15 protein-coding genes and 1 tRNA gene are annotated in these 17,692 nt (G+C 64.2%); 11 read left to right on the top strand and 5 right to left on the bottom strand.

Annotated elements, in window-relative coordinates; genetic code table 11:
- The first annotated feature begins 738 nt into the window (after positions 1-738).
- Positions 739-2,241 carry an OprO/OprP family phosphate-selective porin gene (locus tag ASE91_RS00385; protein WP_056621716.1) on the top strand — a complete coding sequence of 501 codons (1,503 nt, stop codon included), beginning with the start codon at positions 739-741 and terminating at the stop codon, positions 2,239-2,241.
- 187 nt (positions 2,242-2,428) lie between these two features.
- On the opposite strand, the gene ASE91_RS00380 is transcribed toward ASE91_RS00385, so the two are convergent.
- Positions 2,429-2,518: transfer RNA gene (locus ASE91_RS00380), tRNA-Ser, on the bottom strand.
- 115 nt (positions 2,519-2,633) lie between these two features.
- Between ASE91_RS00380 and ASE91_RS00375 the strand changes: the two genes are divergently transcribed.
- The 10 genes from ASE91_RS00375 (at position 2,634) to mazG (ending at position 12,074) form a co-directional block, all read left to right on the top strand.
- Positions 2,634-3,656 carry a lytic murein transglycosylase gene (locus tag ASE91_RS00375; RefSeq protein ID WP_056621714.1) on the top strand — a complete coding sequence of 341 codons (1,023 nt, stop codon included), beginning with the start codon at positions 2,634-2,636 and terminating at the stop codon, positions 3,654-3,656.
- Positions 3,653-4,429, top strand: a complete 777-nt coding sequence (locus tag ASE91_RS00370) for an SPOR domain-containing protein (RefSeq protein WP_056621712.1) — start codon at positions 3,653-3,655, stop codon at positions 4,427-4,429. The genes ASE91_RS00375 and ASE91_RS00370 overlap by 4 nt, the downstream gene beginning before the upstream one ends.
- A gap of 17 nt (positions 4,430-4,446) precedes the next feature.
- Positions 4,447-5,613, top strand: coding sequence for a D-alanyl-D-alanine carboxypeptidase family protein (locus ASE91_RS00365; protein ID WP_056621711.1), 1,167 nt, complete (start codon positions 4,447-4,449; stop codon positions 5,611-5,613).
- Entirely contained in the window at positions 5,610-6,236 is a 627-nt protein-coding gene (gene tmk / locus ASE91_RS00360; RefSeq protein WP_056621709.1) for a dTMP kinase, read from the top strand. The genes ASE91_RS00365 and tmk overlap by 4 nt, the downstream gene beginning before the upstream one ends.
- Positions 6,233-7,219 (top strand): AAA family ATPase, encoded by a 987-nt coding sequence (locus ASE91_RS00355; RefSeq protein ID WP_056621707.1) that lies wholly within the window; start codon positions 6,233-6,235, stop codon positions 7,217-7,219. Before tmk ends, ASE91_RS00355 begins: the two co-directional genes overlap by 4 nt.
- A 281-nt stretch (positions 7,220-7,500) precedes the next feature.
- On the top strand, positions 7,501-9,051 hold the full coding sequence (metG, locus tag ASE91_RS00350; RefSeq protein ID WP_056621705.1) for a methionine--tRNA ligase: 1,551 nt from the start codon (positions 7,501-7,503) through the stop codon (positions 9,049-9,051).
- Positions 9,048-9,827 (top strand): TatD family hydrolase, encoded by a 780-nt coding sequence (locus ASE91_RS00345; RefSeq protein ID WP_056621702.1) that lies wholly within the window; start codon positions 9,048-9,050, stop codon positions 9,825-9,827. Before metG ends, ASE91_RS00345 begins: the two co-directional genes overlap by 4 nt.
- Positions 9,824-10,588 (top strand): MBL fold metallo-hydrolase, encoded by a 765-nt coding sequence (locus tag ASE91_RS00340; protein ID WP_056621701.1) that lies wholly within the window; start codon positions 9,824-9,826, stop codon positions 10,586-10,588. The genes ASE91_RS00345 and ASE91_RS00340 overlap by 4 nt, the downstream gene beginning before the upstream one ends.
- Positions 10,585-11,190, top strand: a complete 606-nt coding sequence (locus ASE91_RS00335) for a retropepsin-like aspartic protease family protein (RefSeq protein WP_056621699.1) — start codon at positions 10,585-10,587, stop codon at positions 11,188-11,190. The genes ASE91_RS00340 and ASE91_RS00335 overlap by 4 nt, the downstream gene beginning before the upstream one ends.
- A gap of 89 nt (positions 11,191-11,279) precedes the next feature.
- The gene (gene mazG, locus ASE91_RS00330) at positions 11,280-12,074 is read left to right on the top strand and encodes a nucleoside triphosphate pyrophosphohydrolase (protein WP_443024516.1); all 795 of its coding nucleotides are present in this window, start codon (positions 11,280-11,282) and stop codon (positions 12,072-12,074) included.
- Between the two features lie 33 nt (positions 12,075-12,107).
- Here mazG and hflX read toward each other — a convergent pair whose 3' ends face one another.
- The 4 genes from hflX to ASE91_RS00310 form a co-directional block, all read right to left on the bottom strand.
- The gene (gene hflX / locus ASE91_RS00325; protein ID WP_056621695.1) at positions 12,108-13,394 is read right to left on the bottom strand and encodes a GTPase HflX; all 1,287 of its coding nucleotides are present in this window, start codon (positions 13,392-13,394) and stop codon (positions 12,108-12,110) included.
- Positions 13,391-13,912: an RNA chaperone Hfq gene (gene hfq, locus ASE91_RS00320; protein ID WP_268795030.1), complete on the bottom strand. Its 522-nt coding sequence runs from the start codon at positions 13,910-13,912 to the stop codon at positions 13,391-13,393. The genes hflX and hfq overlap by 4 nt, the downstream gene beginning before the upstream one ends.
- Before the next feature lie 102 nt (positions 13,913-14,014).
- Positions 14,015-15,397, bottom strand: coding sequence for a nitrogen assimilation response regulator NtrX (ntrX, locus tag ASE91_RS00315; protein WP_056621693.1), 1,383 nt, complete (start codon positions 15,395-15,397; stop codon positions 14,015-14,017).
- Positions 15,394-17,649: a sensor histidine kinase NtrY-like gene (locus tag ASE91_RS00310; protein WP_235530222.1), complete on the bottom strand. Its 2,256-nt coding sequence runs from the start codon at positions 17,647-17,649 to the stop codon at positions 15,394-15,396. Before ASE91_RS00310 ends, ntrX begins: the two co-directional genes overlap by 4 nt.
- Positions 17,650-17,692: the final 43 nt, after the last annotated feature.

The following is a 17,692-nucleotide window of genomic DNA, read 5'->3' as shown; positions in this document are numbered from 1 at the left end:
CGACCATTGCCACGATAGTCGTCATCCCGATCCCGAATACCCACAAGCATCGCTCGCGTGTTATACAGCGTCACGCAGCGGCAGATGAGGTCAAGCCGAACATTGCCTACATTTTTGCCGAAATGAGAAATCTGTTTCACAATCTCGGCTGATATCGGGATGTATCAATCCACGACTCGAAAACATGCATGCTGTTCACTGCCGTTACCGGGTATTATTGCTAAATATTGATGGAATAATTTGATTATTTCCAGGCTATCTGCGCGTAATTGCCAGCATGGCTATGCAACCACATCCTTAAACCATGGGCAAAAAGACTGGCGCGGCCGAGACGCTTGGGTGAGCGTGCTTCCGCTTCATTACCAAACTCCATGCCCGTTGCGCAGGCCGATAGAGCGCCTGTTGAAAAGCTTCATGAACGATCGACGTGTCGCACCCGCTACGACAAGACCGCTGCCTCCTGCATCGGCATCGTCAACCTTGCGTCAGTCCTGTTTGCGAGAAGGCCGCTGCTGTCCATGCCGCAAATATATCGCTGCGGCATAAGTACATTAGCGGGTAATTAACCTTCACGAGACTATAGAACGAGTTCCTAAAATCGGTGAGCCGCGAAGGTGTCGCAAATTATTTATGGCGGGTTTGATAGAGGCGGATCTCATGAAGTATTTGCCGAGATAATAGTCCCGTACATTTAATTAAAACGACAGCATTCGGCACCTTATATTATGGGCTTGATACATGAAGCGCCTGCTATACGTTGGTACGTCGGTGTCCGCACTTCTACTCTCCGCGCCGGTATATGCTCAAAGTAATCCGGCTGACCAAGCAGAGATACTGAAGCTGTTGCGAGCGCAGGCAAGTGAAATCGCGTTGCTTCGTGCGCGGCTTGAAGCGATCGAAAGCAGGTCGTCCGCGGTCGCCGTGGCGCCGATCGCGGCCGCCACCACCGTGGCCCCACGCCAGCAACCGTCGACGGCCGCAACGACCATCGGCAACGACAGTGAAACGGTGTCCTTCGCGCCGCAGATCATTCCGGCAAGCCCGGCCGAACAGACCGTGACGCAAGCGCGCGCCGCCGCAATGAACCCGTCGGGCGTTACCACCGAATGGCGTGGCGGATTGCCGATTTTCCACTCCGCAGACGGCAAATATACGTTCAAGATGCGCGGCCGTATCATCAACCACGTCAGTTCGACGTTCGGGTCCGGGTATGAAGCGCGCAACATCACGACCACCGGTGCCCGCGCGCTTCGGATCGGTATCGAGGGCGCGATCGGAACACACTTCTTCTACCAGTTCGAAAACGATTTCGCCGACAACGTGTCCGACGTCGGTACGATGTTTGTCGGCTGGCGCGATGACGTGGGGCGGATCTCCTACGACGTCCGCTTCGGCAACATGTTCAACGATCGGAGTTTCGAGGGATCGAGCGGTTCGGACGCACCACCGTTCCTTGAAAGAAACGTCGTCGCTACCGCGATCATTCCTCAGCGTGGCTTTTATGGTATCGCGCTGATGCCGCGGATCTTCTGGAGCACGGGCCATGCCTCGATCACGCTGAGCGGTGATACTGTCGATGCCAACCAGAGCGTGTCGGACAGTCGGACGGTGCTGGCACGCGCGCACTGGAATCCGATCAAGACGGACCGCTCGATCGTCCATCTCGGGCTGTGGGGATTCGATGAAAAACTGGCCAACGGACCGGGAACGCTGACCCGCAACACCGTGATCGGAGGGCGCTTCAACAGCCTGCTGCGCGTCTCTACCGGCACCCTGACCGGCGGGACGGGAACGACCGGCTATGGTGCCGAAGTCGGAGGCTATGCCGGCCCGGTGTGGGTGATGGGCGAGGCGGGCGAGCGCCATGCCCGCCTGACCGGCGGTCGTGATGATCTGGTCACAAAGGCGTGGAGCCTGTCCGGCGGCTGGTTCGTCACCGGTGAACTGCCGCCGTACAACCCGCGGCTCGGAACGTTCGCGCAACCGCGCGTCCTGCGCCCGGTGTTCGACGGCGGTCCGGGTGCCGTCGAGCTGCTGACGCGCTACGAGAACCTCGATTTCGCCGGCGTGGCGACCGGGGGCAACGGATCAGCGGTGACAGCGGGGGTGAACTGGTATCTCGACAGCATCATCCGGTTGCAGCTCAATCTGATCCACTGGAACACCGATAATCGTGCTGGCACGTTCATCGGCAAGGACAATGGGGAAACCGTCAGTGGCGGGATCGGCGTTACGTTCTGATCGTCGCGTCGGCGCGGGTACCATCCGGCAACCCCGTTCTGGTCCACCGCCGGTTCCGCGGGACACCCGAGATGTACCGGAACCGGCGGTAGCGAACGCAACGGTCGAAGTTCAGCCCCGAATTCAATCTGAAGGCGGTGAAGCCGGTTGGGGAGCACGGGGTATCGCCATCACAAGCCGCCTCGGTTGGCGGAAGAGGTGGGATTCGAACCCACGGAACGGTTGCCCGCTCGCCGGTTTTCAAGACCGGTTCCTTAAACCACTCGGACACTCTTCCCCGTGCCTGCTGCGCCTAATGCGGGTCGGCGTCATTGTGCAAGCCTTTGTCGCAGGAGGGGGTTCATCCGCCTGACCGGCTGTGCCAAAAGATCGCCGTAGCGGGAGGCTGTGTGATGCGTATTGCAAAGGCGGGGTTGGCAGCGTTCCTGACCCTGATGGCCGGCGGGTCGGCGGCGGCGCAGGACGCCGACGGATTTCAAGCCTATCTGCGCGAGGTTGCCTTGCGCGCGCGGGCGCAGGGGGTGCAGCAGCAGACGATCGATTCCGTCCTGCCGACGCTGACCTATAATCCGCGCGTCGTCGAACTCGACCGGCAACAGCCCGGATCGTCGTCGACGACCACCGTGTCGCGCTTCGCCCCCTATCGCATCCGCCATGTCGATGCGGCGCGGATCGATCGCGGCCGCACCGCCTATCAGGCGCAGCGCGGGCGGCTGGCGGCGATCGAGCAGCGAACCGGCGTGCCCGAATCGGTCATGGTCGCGATCTGGGGGCATGAGACCAATTACGGCAGCTATACCGGCGACTTCGATCTGCCGCGCAGCCTCGCCACGCTGGCCTATGAAGGGCGTCGCCGCAGCCTGTTCGAACCCGAATTCATCGCGACGCTGAAGATGATCGATCGCGGCGTTCCCCGCGAACGGTTGAAGGGCAGCTGGGCCGGCGCGTTCGGCTATCCGCAGTTCCTGCCGTCGATCTATCTGCGGCTGGCGCGCGACGGCGATGGCGACGGCGTCGCCAATATCTGGTCGAACCCCGCCGATACGCTCGCCTCGATCGCCAATTATTTCGTCGATGCCGGCTGGCGGCCCGGCCAGCCATGGGGCTTTGCGGTGCAGGTCCCGACCGGCTTCGACCGATCGATCCTCACCCCGCGCTCCCTGTCGCCCCGGTGTCCGCGCGTGTTCGCCCGGCACAGCCAGTGGCGCTCGCTGGCGGAGTGGCAGGCGCTGGGCGTCGTCGCCAGCGACGGCCGCCGCCTCGACCCGACGATGCAGGCGACGTTGATCGAGCCGGACGGCCCGGGAGAGACCGCCTATCTGCTAACCGGCAACTACCGCGTGATCCTCGACTATAATTGCTCCAATTTCTACGCGCTGTCGGTCGGGCTGCTGGCGGACGCGGTCGCCCAATGAGCCTCGCCGTGCTGCTGCTGCTGGCTGGCGGGCAGGTGTCGGCACAGAACGCGCCGCCGGTCGTCCACGAACAGCGACTGGACGAGGTCGGCCGCGCCGGTTTCTCGCACCGGGCCGGGCAGGGCATGACGGTGCAGCACCGCACGCTCCCCGGCGGCAGCTTTGCCGAGGTCACCGCGCTCGACAGTGGTCGGACGATCATCGTGCTGGTCGAAAACGATCCGTCGGTGTCGCCCGAAACGATCGCGCTGCTGTCGGCCTCCGCATCAATGGCGATCGGCGTTGGCGACCAGACGGACGCGCAGATCCGAATCCGTCCCGCCGCGCCGTCGCCCGCCGAACAGGCCGCGATCCGCGCCGGCAGCGAAGTTCCCCGCCTCGCCGCGCCGCCCTCGTTGCTCGCGGCGCTGCGCCGGCGGCTGCCGTCGGTGCAGCCAGCGGCGATCCAGCCTGTTGCGGTCCCGCCCAAGGCCGCCCCACCGCAAGTTGCGGCTATCACCGCCGCCGGGAAACCAGTGCCCCGCTCGAACCCGCCCGTCACCGCCATGCCCAAACCCGCCGCCGCCGGTCGCTGGCTGGTACAGGTCGCCGCCCTGTCGGACGCCAACCGCGCCGCCGCGCTCGCAAAAACCATCGACGGCGTTGTACGTTCGGCGGGCAGGCTGTACCGGGTGCAGGCAGGCCCATTCCCTACCCGTGCCGCCGCCGAAACCGCCCGTGCCGCCATCGCACGTCGCGGCTTCGCCGACGCCCGGATCATCGCCCAGGACTGAACGGAACCACGTGCCCCATGCGTAAGATCGCCCTTTCGAGCATCGCCGCCATCGCCATCGCCACCCCCGGCATCGCCGCCGCGCCAGCGTTCGACACGCCGGCACCGGTCGCGTTCATGACCGACCTGTCGTCGGGTGCGACGCTGTATGCGAAGGACGCCGATCGCCGGATGCCGCCGGCATCGATGGCCAAGATGATGACCGCCTATGTCGCGTTCGACCTGATCAAGAAGGGCGATCTGAAGCTTGGCGACATGGCGACCGTATCGCCCGAAACGTGGAAGAAGTGGCACGGGCCGCAGGCGGGATCGACCATGTTCCTGTCGGTGAACGAGAATGTCAGCGTGGAAAACCTGCTGTACGGCATCATCGTCCTGTCGGGGAACGATGCCTGCGTCGTGCTCGCCGAAAAGATCGCCGGTTCGGAAGAGGCGTTCACCAACCTGATGAACCAGCGTGCCAAGGAACTGGGCCTGGCCAACAGCCATTTCGGCACGTCGAACGGCTGGCCCGATGAAGGCCGCACCTATGTGACGGCGCGAGATCTGGCGAAGCTTGCTTCCGCGACGATTCAGAACCATCCGCAGCTGTACAAGAAATTCTATTCGAAGACCGATTTCACCTGGGGCAAGACACTGGGCGAGGGGGCCGCGATCACGCAGGCGAACCGCGACCCGTTACTGGGCCGGGTGCGCGGTGCCGATGGTCTGAAGACTGGCCATACCGAGGAAGCCGGCTATGGCTTCACCGGTTCGGCCGAACAGGACGGCCGGCGACTGGTGATGGTGCTGGCCGGTCTGACCAGCGCGAACCAGCGTATCGCCGAATCGGTCAAATTCATGAACTGGGGCTTCGGCGCATGGCGCGCACGCCCGATCGTCGCGGCCGGCAAGAAGGTCGAGACGGCCGAGGTTCAGTTGGGCGATTCCTCGACCGTCGGTCTCGTCGCGCCGAAGGCGCTGACCGTCACGATGCCCGCCGGCACCAACAGCCCGATCACCGCGAAGGTCGTCTATACCGGCCCGATCAAGGCACCGATCGCCAAGGGTCAGCATATCGCCGACCTCGTAATCTCGTCGCCCGACACCGGGGAACAGCGTATGCCGCTCGTCGCCGAAAAGGACGTGGCCGAGGCCGGCTTCTTCGGTCGGATCTGGGCAAGCCTGGCCTCGCTGTTCGCTTGAGCGCCGGGCGGTTCCTGACGCTGGAGGGCGGGGAAGGGGTCGGTAAATCGACCCAGGCCCGCGCGCTGGTTGCCGCGCTGGAAACGCGCGGCATCCATGCGGTGCTGACCCGTGAGCCCGGCGGCAGCGAAGGGGCGGAGGCGATCCGCGACCTGCTGATGCAGGGTGAGGTACGCCGCTGGAGCGCGCATAGCGAGGCGCTGCTGTTCGCCGCTGCGCGCGCCGATCACGTCGAAAAGCACATCGACCCGCTGGTCGCGGCGGGCAGCTGGGTGATTTGCGACCGTTTCCTCGACAGCACCCGCGCCTATCAGGGCGCGCAGGGCATCGACGATGCGGCGATCCTCGCGCTCCATGCCTTCGGATCGCGCGGACTGCTGCCCGACCGCACGCTGCTGCTGACCCTGCCCGACGGCGAAGGGGACGCGCGCGCCCGTGCCCGCGATGGCGAAGCGGCGGACCGGTTCGCGGCGCGGGGCGATGATTTCCATCGCTCGGTCGCGGCAACCTTCGACCGGATCGCCGCGACCGAAAGCGACCGCGTGCGCCGCATCGACGCCTCTGGCGAGGTATCGGCGGTGACCGCGCGCCTGATCGAAGCGATCGCCGACCTGTTGCCATGACCCCGATCGGCAATGATGCCGCGCGGCAGGCGTTCATAGCAGCTGCCGAAGGTGAATCGCTGCACCATGCGTGGCTGCTGAGCGGACCCGAAGGGGTCGGCAAGGGCAGCTTTGCCCGCGACATGGCGCTGCGCCTGCTGGCCACCGCAATCGACGGGCGCAGCCGGATGCGCGGTGACATCGCCGACGAGCACCGCGCCGCCGCGCTGATCGCGGCGGGCGCGCATCCCGACTATCGCGAACTCGTCCGGTTGCCGAAGGACCCCGACAAACCCGATCAGGATATCGCACGCAGTATCAGGATCGATCAGGTCCGCACGCTGCAACCGCTGTTCGCGACCAAACCCGCGCTGTCGTCGCGGCGGGTGATCGTGATCGATGCGATCGACGACCTCGAACGGCCGGGTGCCAACGCGCTGCTCAAGAACCTCGAAGAACCGCCAGTGGGCACGATCTTCCTGCTGGTCAGCCATTCGCCGGGACGGTTGCTGCCGACGATCCGCTCGCGCTGCCGGCAATTGCGCTTCGATCCCCTGACCGACGCAGAGGTCGCGACGGTGGTACGCGCGGAATTGCCCGAAACCGAAGCGGCGGAAGTTGCCGCGCTGGTCGCCGCGGCGGACGGATCGCCCGGCCGCGCGCTGGCCTCTGCTGGCCTGTCGGTCGCCGCGCTCGACCGCGACCTGTCGGAAATTGCCGAGACCGGCGACGTCGACAACCGCATCCGCTCGCGCCTCGCCAAATCGCTCGGCGGCAAGACCGCCCAGCCACGCTATGCGGTGTTTCTGGACCGCGCTCCGGCACTCATCGCTGCGATGGCGCGGACGCGGACCGGGCCAGCGTTGCGCGACGCGCTCGACGCCTATGACAAGGCGCGGGCACTGGCATCGATGGCTCCGGCCTTGTCGCTGGTCGCGGAGACGACGGTGTTCGAAATGGCGGGGCTGATCGCCCGTCTGGCGCCGGGGCGTCCGGGCGGTTAAGCCGGCACGGAACGCTGCGTGTCCTGAAATTGACGTCATTTGAGCGAAGCCTGGGATCTCTCGGTTAGCTGCTCCGTAATCCCCGCGCAGGCCGGGATCCATGGTCACGGTACGTCGCGGCGCTATCTGTATCGCCCGTATCCATGGATTCCGGCCTTCGCCGGAATGACGGTTTCGGACGGCGAGAGTATTTCGGGCGGGAGCGCGCCGTGGTCCGCCGCCAAAAGCGCCGCAATCCCCCACCTTGTTCTGACCCGCTTTGAACCGTAGAGCCTCGGACCATGTCCGATCCTTTCTACATCACCACCGCGATCCATTACCCGAACGGCCGGCCGCATATCGGCCACGCCTATGAAATGATCGCCGCCGACGCCATCGCCCGCTTTCATCGGCAGGCCGGACGCGACGTGTTCTTTCAGACCGGCACCGACGAACACGGCCTGAAAATGGTCAAGACCGCGCGCGAACGCGGCGTCGACGTCCGTGCGCTTGCCGATGAAATGTCGGGTTATTTTGACGACATGGCGGGCGAACTGAACATCTCCTGTGATCGGTTCATCCGCACTGTCGAACCGCAGCATTATGCCGCCTCGCAGGCGATCTGGACGGCGATGCGCGATGCCGACGACCTGTATCTCGACCGCTATGAAGGCTGGTATTCGGTCCGCGACGAAGCCTTTTACGAGGAAAAGGAGCTGGTCGACGGGGAGGGCGGCGTCCGCCTCTCGCCGCAGGGCACGCCGGTCGAATGGACCGCCGAGGAGACGTGGTTCTTCCGCCTGTCGAAATATCAGCAGCCGCTGCTCGATTTCTACGCCGCCAACCCCGACTTCATTCAGCCCGAAAGCCGCCGCAACGAAGTGCTGCGCTTCGTCGAGGGCGGGCTGACCGACCTGTCGGTATCGCGCACCAGCTTCGACTGGGGGGTGCCGGTGCCCGAAAGCCCCGGGCACGTCATGTATGTCTGGGTCGACGCGCTGACCAACTATCTGACCGGCGCGGGCTATCCCGACGCGCCGAACCGCTACTGGCCGGCGGCGCTGCATCTGATCGGCAAGGACATTGTCCGCTTCCACGCGGTCTATTGGCCCGCTTTCCTGATGTCGGCGAAGTTGGCGCTGCCGAAAACCGTGTTCGGCCACGGCCATGTGCTGGCCCGCGACGGGACCAAAATGTCGAAATCGGCCGGGAATGTCGCCGATCCGATCGAGCTTGCCCGGCTCTACGGCGTCGACTCGCTGCGCTATTTTCTGATGCGCGATGTCAGCTTCGGTCAGGACGGCAGCTTTTCCGACGAAGCGATCGTGACCCGCGCGAACAGCGACCTCGCCAACAGCTTCGGCAACCTGGCACAGCGAACCCTTTCTTTTATCGCGAAAAATCTGGAAGGCGCGCTGCCCGAACCGGGCCGCAGCGATCCCGCCGACGCCGATCTGCTCGCCACGATCGCCGAAGCAACCACTACCTTCCGTGGCAACTTCACCAACTTACAACTCAGCCAGGCACTCGAAGCATGGATGCGCGGCGTCTTCGCCTGCAACCAGTATATCGACGTGCAGGCCCCGTGGGCGCTCCGCAAAACCGATCCCGAACGCATGCACGCTGTCCTCGGCACGCTCGTCCGCGCGATCCGCGACCTCGCCATTACGATCGTACCGGTCGTCCCGACCTCGGCCGAAGCGCTGCTCAACCAGTTGGGGCAGGCGGGGCAGGGGCATGACGCGCTGGGCGACGACAGCTGGTACGAAGAAGCGCGCGCTGCGGGCTTCCGGATCGCTCCACCGACCCCCATCTTTCCACGACTGACGATCGCGGAGACCGTACCGGCATGAAACTGGCCGACAGCCATTGCCACCTGAACTATAAAGGCGTTGCCGAGGTTCAAGGCGACGTCTTGACCCGCGCCCGCAGCACCGGCGTCGTGGCGATGCTGAACATCTCGACCCGCGAAAGCGAATGGGACGCGGTGATTGCCACCGCCGAGCGCGAACCAGACGTCTGGGCGACGGTCGGCATCCATCCGCACGAAGCCGACCAGCACCCACATGTCGACACGGCGCGACTGGTCGCGGCGGCCATGCACCCGCGGGTCGTCGGCATCGGCGAAAGCGGACTCGATTACTATTACGACCATAGCGATCGCGGTGCGCAGCAGGTCAGTTTTCGGTCGCACCTTGCCGCATGTCGCGAAACGGGCTTGCCGATCGTGGTGCATACCCGCGACGCCGAAGACGATACCGCAGCGATCCTGCGCGACGAGTTGGGGAAGGGGACCTTCCCCGGCGTTCTGCATTGCTTCACCGGGTCGGCAGAACTCGCACGGATCGCGCTCGATCTCGGTTTCTATATTTCCATTTCCGGCATCGTGACGTTCAAAAGCGCACAGGTGTTGCAAGCCGTTGCCAAAGACCTGCCGCAAGATCGGCTGCTCATCGAAACCGACGCGCCGTTTCTGGCGCCCGTCCCACACCGTGGAAAACAGGGTGAGCCTGCATTCGTCGCCGACACTTGCCGCTTCCTCGCGCAGCTGCGTGGCGAGGACCCGGAAGCGTTGGCCGACGCGACCCGAGCAAATTTCCATACGCTGTTCGCGAAGACCCTCGCGTGAAAATTCGTATCCTCGGCTCGGGTACGTCGTCGGGCGTGCCGCGCATCGGGAACGATTGGGGCGTTTGCGATCCGAACGAACCGCGCAATCGTCGGACCCGCGTGTCCGCGCTCGTCGAGCATGACGGTACGCGCATTCTGATCGACACCGGCCCGGATATGCGGGAGCAACTGCTCGCAGCGGACGTCGCGACCGTCGACGCGGTGCTGTGGACCCACGATCATGCCGACCATTGTCACGGCATCGACGATCTGCGGCAACTGTTCCACAATCGGGGATCGACGGTACGCGGCTTTGCCCGGGCGGATACGCTGGCCAGCCTGAAGTCGCGGTTCGATTATGTCTTTGCCGGGCGACAGGGCTACCGCGCAACCGTCGCGGCCGACGTCCTGCCGGACCGAATCGCCATCGGTCCGATCGACGTAAGCTGTACCGATCAACCGCACGGTTCGATTTTTTCCGCTGGCTTGCGGTTCGACGCCAATAGGAAATCGATCGGCTATGCGACTGATTTCAGCACGGTAACGCCCGCGATGACCGAACTGTATCGCGGCGTCGATATTCTCGTGGTGGATGCGCTGCGGGTCGCGCCGCATCCGACACATCCGTCACTCGACGAAGCTTTGGCGTTCGCGAAAACATGCCAGGCTGGGCGCACGGTGCTGATCCATATGGACCATTCGATGGATTATGCCACATTATGCTCGACACTTCCGGATGGGGTCGAGCCAGGGTTTGACGGGCTGGAATTGACGCTGTGAGCGATGATCGCGGCGTCTATATCCTGCTGGGATTGCTCGCGCTTACGCTGCCATTGTCGTCGCTGCTGGTGCGGCGTCCGCCAGCCCGGGCGGTAATACGCTCCGTTGTCGGGTGGGCAATCATTGCCGGGGTTCTGTTTGTAGCTTTTAGCAACCGCGCCCGATTGACGGAAGTCGCAGCGGGTCTAGGCGAAAGGCTTGGTCTGGCCGAGCAGATGGTCGAGGGTGACACGGTTCGTATCCGTCAGTCGCCCGACGGACATTTTTACGCAACGGCGCGGTTGAACGGCGTTGAGCGACGGATGCTGATCGATAGCGGTGCGACGACGACGGCGATCTCGGAAGCGACCGCCAAGGCGATCGGCGTCACGCCGCGACGGGTGCCGCCGGTGGTGATCACGACCGCGAACGGAATAGTCGAGGCGGCGCGCGGACGGATCGAAACGGTGCGGATCGGATCGCTCGAAACCCGCGACCTGCCGATCGTGGTGTCGCCGGCGTTCGGCGATTTCGACGTCATCGGCATGAACTTCCTGTCAAGGTTACGAAGTTGGCGCGTTGAGGGCGGAACGTTGGTCCTCAATACCGGAAATGACGTCTAATTTTACATAATGTTTATTATCGCATTTGCCTTGATGCATTGATGGAGGCTGTTATGGGAATCCCTGGGTCGGAACACGGTACCGGCATCATCACTCCAGCCGACTGCGACCCGTCCGCTCGGCCGGCCACTGCGGAACATGATACCGTCGGGCGGATCGTGGCGATCATGGCACGGCTCCGTGACCCGGAACGTGGCTGTGAATGGGATTGCGCACAGACGTTTGCGACGATCGCGCCCTATACCATCGAGGAAGCCTATGAGGTCGCCGACGCAATCGAACGTGGCGATATCGGCGACTTGAAAGACGAATTGGGCGATCTGCTACTCCAGGTCGTGTTCCACAGCCGTATCGCCGAAGAAGCGGGTTATTTCGACCTGAGCAATGTCGTCGACGCGATCAGCGACAAGATGGAACGTCGTCATCCGCATATCTTCGGTGACGCCGAGGTTGGCGGTCATCACCTGTGGGAACAGGTCAAGGCCGCCGAACGCCGCCAGAGGCCGGGGCAAGGCGGTGCCTTGGCGGGGGTCGCGTTGGGCTTGCCCGCACTGGCGCGGGCGGAAAAGCTGCAGAAACGTGCGGGCCGCGTCGGCTTCGACTGGCCCGACGCGATCGGTCCGCGCAACAAGATCGACGAAGAGCTTGCCGAGATCGCGCAAGCGACGACCGACGCCGAGCGGTTCGACGAAGTCGGCGACCTGTTATTCTCGGTCGTCAACTGGGCCCGGCATCTGGGCGTCGATGCCGAAGCAGCGTTACGTGCGGCGAACGGTAAATTCGAGCGCCGTTTCAACGCCATGGAGGCTGAAGATGCCACCTTTGCCGACCGGACGTTGGCCGAACAGGAAACGGCGTGGCAGCGTGTAAAGGCGGCCGAGTAACGCCAACGCCAAGTTGGCGATACTCGGCTGCGATCAACGCGTCAGGAACCGATCGTAATCGGCTGGCGACATGCGGACATCGTACAAGGCGCGGCCTTCGTCGATCCAGTGGTCGGTAACCTCGCCATGCGCATGCAGCCACGCAGCACTTGCGCCGTCCTCCGGTGCCAGCGCGATCCGGTAGCGGCGATGACCCTGCGTCAACCGATCCCCGACGGTACGAACGAGACGATCGACCCCCTCCCCGGTCAGCGCCGACAGCGCGACGACATCGTCACGATGCGCCGCTTCGCCGAGCAGTTCGGTTCGATCTTCCTCGCGCAACAGGTCGAGCTTGTTCCATGCTTCGATCCGCGGCGTTGTTTCATCCACGCCGATTTCGGCGAGGACGGCTTCGACGTCGGCGGCTTGTGCTTCGGTATCGGGATGTGCAACGTCGCGGACGTGGACGAGCAGGTCGGCCGACACGACCTCCTCCAGCGTCGCCTTGAACGCGGCGACCAATTGCGTGGGCAGGTCGGACACGAACCCCACGGTATCGGACAGAATCGCCTTGTCCACACCCGGCAGCGATACCTGGCGCAGCGTCGGGTCCAGCGTCGCGAACAGCAGGTTTTCGGCCATGACATCGGCACCGGTCAGCCGGTTGAACAGCGTCGATTTGCCCGCATTGGTGTAGCCGACCAACGCAACCACCGGCCATGGCGCGCGCTGACGGCGGTCGCGATGGAGCGTCCGGGTCCGCGATACGCCCTCCAGCTCGCGCCGCAGCCGCGCCATCCGATCGCGGATCAGGCGACGGTCGGCCTCGATCTGGGTCTCGCCCGGCCCGCCCAGAAAGCCGAAGCCGCCGCGTTGCCGTTCAAGGTGGGTCCAGCTCCGGACCAGTCGACCGGCCTGATAATCGAGATGGGCCAGTTCGACCTGCAACCGCCCCTCGGCAGTACGGGCGCGTTCGCCGAAGATTTCGAGGATCAAGCCGGTGCGATCGATCACCTTGCAGGCCAGCGCGGTTTCGAGATTGCGCTGCTGCACCGGCGTCAGCGCCGCATCGAACACCGCCAACTGGATATCGTCGTCCCGGACGATGGCCGCCAGCTGATCGACCTGCCCGCTGCCGAGCAACGTCGCCGGCTTCGGCGCACGGACGCGGAAGGGTACGCGGTGGCGGACGTCCACGCCGATCGCCAGCGCCAGCCCGGCGGTTTCCTCCAACCGGGCATCGGCGTCGCGCGCCGATCCGCCCATATCGGGCAGGACGACCATTGCCGCTGCGCCGCGCGTGAATTCCTGCGCGTCGCGATCGAAACCAGTGCTCAAACTTCGTCCGCTCCCGATGCCTGTTCCTCCGCAAGGTTCAGCGGATTGGCCGGCTGAATCGTCGAAACGGCGTGCTTGTATACCAATTGCGACATGCCCTCACGCTGCAGCAGCATGCAGAACAGGTCGAACGCGGCGATCTGGCCCTGCAACATCACGCCGTTCACGAGGAACATGGTGACGTTTTCCTGCGCCTTGCGCACAGCGTTCAGAAAGATTTCCTGTAGCGGCGCGTTCTTCGTCGAATGCTCGGCCGCCGCCTCGATCACGGACGACAGGTCGGCCGGCCCGGCGGGCATAATCGTCGAAATGGCGTGTTTATAGATCAGTTGCGATTGTCCATCGCGGCGCAGCAACACCGAAAAATTGTCGAACCATGTCACGATACCCTGGAGCTTTACGCCCTTGACCAAGAACATCGTGACCGGTGTCTTCGACCGGCGGAGCGAGTTGAGAAACAGGTCCTGTAGCGACCCGTGCCTATCGGCCATGGTTTGCCCTTGTTTTTGGCGGGAAATTTCCCGCGTGAGTGTCTTTGACCGGCACCCGGTTGCCGTGCCCCAGTGGCACGGATTTGCAATCTAGGTCGCTTGGCCGGTGCCCGCAATGGGACCTTCCGGCTATTCGTCGCCGCGCGTCTCGGTAATCCCCAGCAGCTTGAGTTTGCGGTGCAATGCCGAGCGTTCCATGCCGATGAACGTCGCGGTCCGCGAAATATTGCCCGAAAAACGCCGGATCTGGACACGGAGATACTCGCGTTCGAACGATTCGCGGGCCTCACGCAGCGGCGAGCCCATGATTGCGCTGGCCGACGCACCCCCTGCCCCATCGCCCGCCGACCCGAGCACCTCTGGCGGCAGCAGGTCGATATCGATGCGGGCGATACGATTGCCCGGCGCGAGGATGACCGTACGCTCGACGACGTTGCGCAACTGCCGGACATTGCCCGGCCATTCATAGCTTTGCAGCGCGATCATCGCATCGGGTGCCACCTCGGGCGTCGATACGCGACGTTCATTGGCATAATGCGCGACGAAATGTTGCACCAGCGGCGGGATATCCTCGCGCCGTTCGGCGAGCGACGGGATCTGCACCGGTACGACGTTGAGCCGGTAATACAGGTCCTCGCGAAACGTGCCGTCGACGATCTCCTGCTGAAGATCCCGCGCGGTCGCCGAGACGACGCGGACATCGACCTTCACCACCCGCGTACCGCCGACCCGCGTAAAGCTCTGGTCGGTCAAAACCCGCAGGATGCGGGCCTGTGTCGCGATCGGCATGTCGGCGATTTCGTCGAGGAACAACGTGCCGCCATGCGCCTGTTCGAGCAGGCCGGGGCGAACGAGATTGCCGCCTTCCTCCACGCCGAACAGTTCCTCATCGACCCGTTCGGGGGTCATCCGTGCGGCGCTGACGATCACGAACGGTGCACGGGCGCGTTGGCTCCAGCCATGCAGCAGGCGGGCGGCGACTTCCTTGCCGACCCCTGCCCCGCCGGTGATGAGGACCCGGCTGCCGGTGCCGGCGACCCGCTTCAGCGTCGCGCGGACGCTGTTGATCGCGGTCGAACTGCCGGTCAGATCATCCTCACGACCCACTGATGCACGCAGCGACGCCACTTCCCGGCGCAAGCGTTCGGTTTCGGTCGCGCGCTGGACCAGAAACAGCAAGCGTTCGGCCTCGAACGGCTTTTCGATGAAGTCGACCGCACCGCGGCGGATCGCCGCCACGGCAGTATCGATATTGCCATGGCCCGAGATGACCAGAACCGGAAGCGACGGATCGCGCGCCTTCAGTTCGTCGAGCAAATCGAGCCCGTCGAGCCGCGATCCCTGTAGCCAGACATCGAGCAGGACCAGCGACGGACGACGCTGTGCGACGGCCTCCAGCGCGGCATCGCTGTCGGCAGCACCGCGCGTGTCATAGCCTTCGTCCTCAAGGACGCCGGCGACCAGTTCACGGATGTCGGTTTCGTCGTCGACGACGAGAATGTCGAGCTTCATGCGGGCGTTCCGGTCCGGGTAAGCATGGGATGGCGCGTCATAACCTCCTGTGGGGCATCATCTTCCGTCGATCCGGTACCGGCGAGGGCGGCAAGAACCGATGGGTCGAATATGATCGATACGATCGTCCCCCCTCCGGGACGGTCGGCGAACGATATGGTTCCGAAATGTTCCTCCACGATCTTGCGCACGATAGCGAGGCCGAGGCCCGTGCCGCCCTTGCGTGTCGTCATATAGGGTTCGGCGATACGGTCACGCTCGACCGGCAGGCCGATACCGTTGTCGCTGGTGTCGATATGCATCCGCCCCTGCGCATCGTAGCGAACGTCGATTTCGATGCGGCCGCGTTCGGCCGTTTCCGGACGAACGGCAACGGCTTCGGTCGCATTCTTGACGATGTTGGTGAGCGCTTGCCCCAGCTGCCGGCGGTCGCAGACGAGCGGCGCGGGGCCGGCGGCTTCGAGGACGAAATCGATATCGGGGTGGGCGACTTCGTGCAGGAACAGGCTTTGCCGTGCCAGTTCGGCGAGGGATTCGTGCCGGAATACCGGTTTGGGCATCCGCGCGAACGACGAGAATTCGTCGACCATGCGCCGCAAATCGCCGACCTGCCGCACGATCGTTTCGGTCAGCCGCGCGAAGGTGCCATCGTCCTCGTGCAGCTTGCTGCCATAGCGGCGTTGCAGTCGCTCGGCGGCAAGCTGGATCGGGGTCAGCGGGTTCTTGATCTCGTGCGCGATGCGTCGCGCGACGTCGGACCATGCTGCGCGCCGCTGATCGAGCAATTGCTGGGTGATGTCGTCGAAGGTCAGGATGTGCTGGCCATCGTCGCGGGTAATGCGTACCGCCAGCGTCTTGGCCTCACCGCCGGCGGCAAGCTGGATGATCGCATCCTGCGTGTCGCTGCCGAGCAAGGGGTCGAGTTCGGGTGCCACTTCGGCGAGCGGCCGCCCGACGAGCGGCGTCGTGCCGGTCTTTAGCAATGCGGTCGCCGAGCTGTTCGCGAGGCGGATGATCCGGTCGGACCCGACCGATACCACGCCGGCGCTGACACCCGACATCACCGCCTCGATCAGGGCGCGGCGGCTGTCGATCTGGGCGTTCGCGGCGACCAGTTCGCCGGTCTGTTCCTGCAACCGCTCGGTCATGCTGTTGAACGCGCTGGCAAGGGTGCCGATCTCGTCCTTGACGCGGGTATGGGTCGGTTCGGGGACGCGGGCCGACAGATCGCCATCGGCGATGCGCCGTGCGGCCCCGACGAGCGCGCCCACGGGCCGGACCAGACGATCGGCAACGGCGAGCGCCACGAACACGGCGAGGCCAACGATCAGCAGCGATACGATGAACAGCGCGATGTTCAGCCTTAGCTGGACGCTGCGTGATCGGTCCAAGAGTGCGTCATAGTCCGACAGGATCGCACGTGTGCGGTTCAGGCGATCCTGCAACTTGGCAAAGTCGATGTCGCGCGCGGAATAAACGAAATACGGCGTGTCGGGGACGCGCGTCACGGACTGGACCTGCCCGTCCCGAACGCTGACATAGCTTTTACGCCCTGATCGTAATGCTGTGATCGATTTCGGATCGATGCTCCAGCGCAACGGGCCCTCGTAGATGGAGGCCGACGCCAGCGATCTCGGGCGCCCATCCGCCGGAATATCGAACACCACCGAATCGCTGAGCGAACGGATGAACATACTTTGCTGGTACAACAGGCGAAATTCGTCGCTTTCCATCGAGTATCGATTGTTCAACAGCATCCGCCGGACGTCCGAAGCCACGGCAATGTTCTGGCTGTCGACCCCATCGAGGAATTCGTTGTACGACGACTGGGCAAGGGCCTGCGCATTCTCAAAAATGCCGCGAGCGCGCGTCGACGACCAGAATTCGACGCCATACTGAAACAGGAACGACGCGACGACCGTGACCAGCAGCATCGGTACGCTGGCGAGGATCGAGAACAGCGCAACCAGACGCACATGCAACGTGCCGGTGCCGCCAATCTCCGATCTGGCTGCGCGGCGCTTGGCGATGCGGCGGCCCATCAGCACGAGCAGCGCCATCGCCGGGATCAGGTTGGCGACCAGCACCACCGCCATCAGCGACGGCGATGGCAGTCGTCCCCGTGCCGCCTGACTGCCGTCGAACAGGAAATAGCTGCCGATGCCGACCGCGATCGCAAGGAGCAGGACCGCACCCTCGATCGCCGGGAACCACCGCGCGGGGATCGATGAGGCCCGAGCCGGTTCCGTCAACGCTGCACCCATGTTGCGGTTTTACAACATTCCGGCGGCAACG

The organism is Sphingomonas sp. Leaf62 (genome assembly GCF_001421915.1).
Classification (GTDB): domain Bacteria; phylum Pseudomonadota; class Alphaproteobacteria; order Sphingomonadales; family Sphingomonadaceae; genus Sphingomonas.
This window is presented reverse-complemented; position numbering and strand designations above follow the sequence as displayed.

Excerpts from the sequence above, each read along its gene's own strand:
- ASE91_RS00345 (WP_056621702.1), top strand. The coding sequence starts at position 9,048 with ATGAAACTGGCCGACAGCCATTGCCACCTGAACTATAAAGGCGTTGCC.
- ASE91_RS00385 (WP_056621716.1), top strand. The coding sequence starts at position 739 with ATGAAGCGCCTGCTATACGTTGGTACGTCGGTGTCCGCACTTCTACTC.
- ntrX (WP_056621693.1), bottom strand. The coding sequence starts at position 15,397 with ATGAAGCTCGACATTCTCGTCGTCGACGACGAAACCGACATCCGTGAA.
- ASE91_RS00370 (WP_056621712.1), top strand. The coding sequence starts at position 3,653 with ATGAGCCTCGCCGTGCTGCTGCTGCTGGCTGGCGGGCAGGTGTCGGCA.
- metG (WP_056621705.1), top strand. The coding sequence starts at position 7,501 with ATGTCCGATCCTTTCTACATCACCACCGCGATCCATTACCCGAACGGC.
- ASE91_RS00355 (WP_056621707.1), top strand. The coding sequence starts at position 6,233 with ATGACCCCGATCGGCAATGATGCCGCGCGGCAGGCGTTCATAGCAGCT.
- ASE91_RS00375 (WP_056621714.1), top strand. The coding sequence starts at position 2,634 with ATGCGTATTGCAAAGGCGGGGTTGGCAGCGTTCCTGACCCTGATGGCC.
- ASE91_RS00365 (WP_056621711.1), top strand. The coding sequence starts at position 4,447 with ATGCGTAAGATCGCCCTTTCGAGCATCGCCGCCATCGCCATCGCCACC.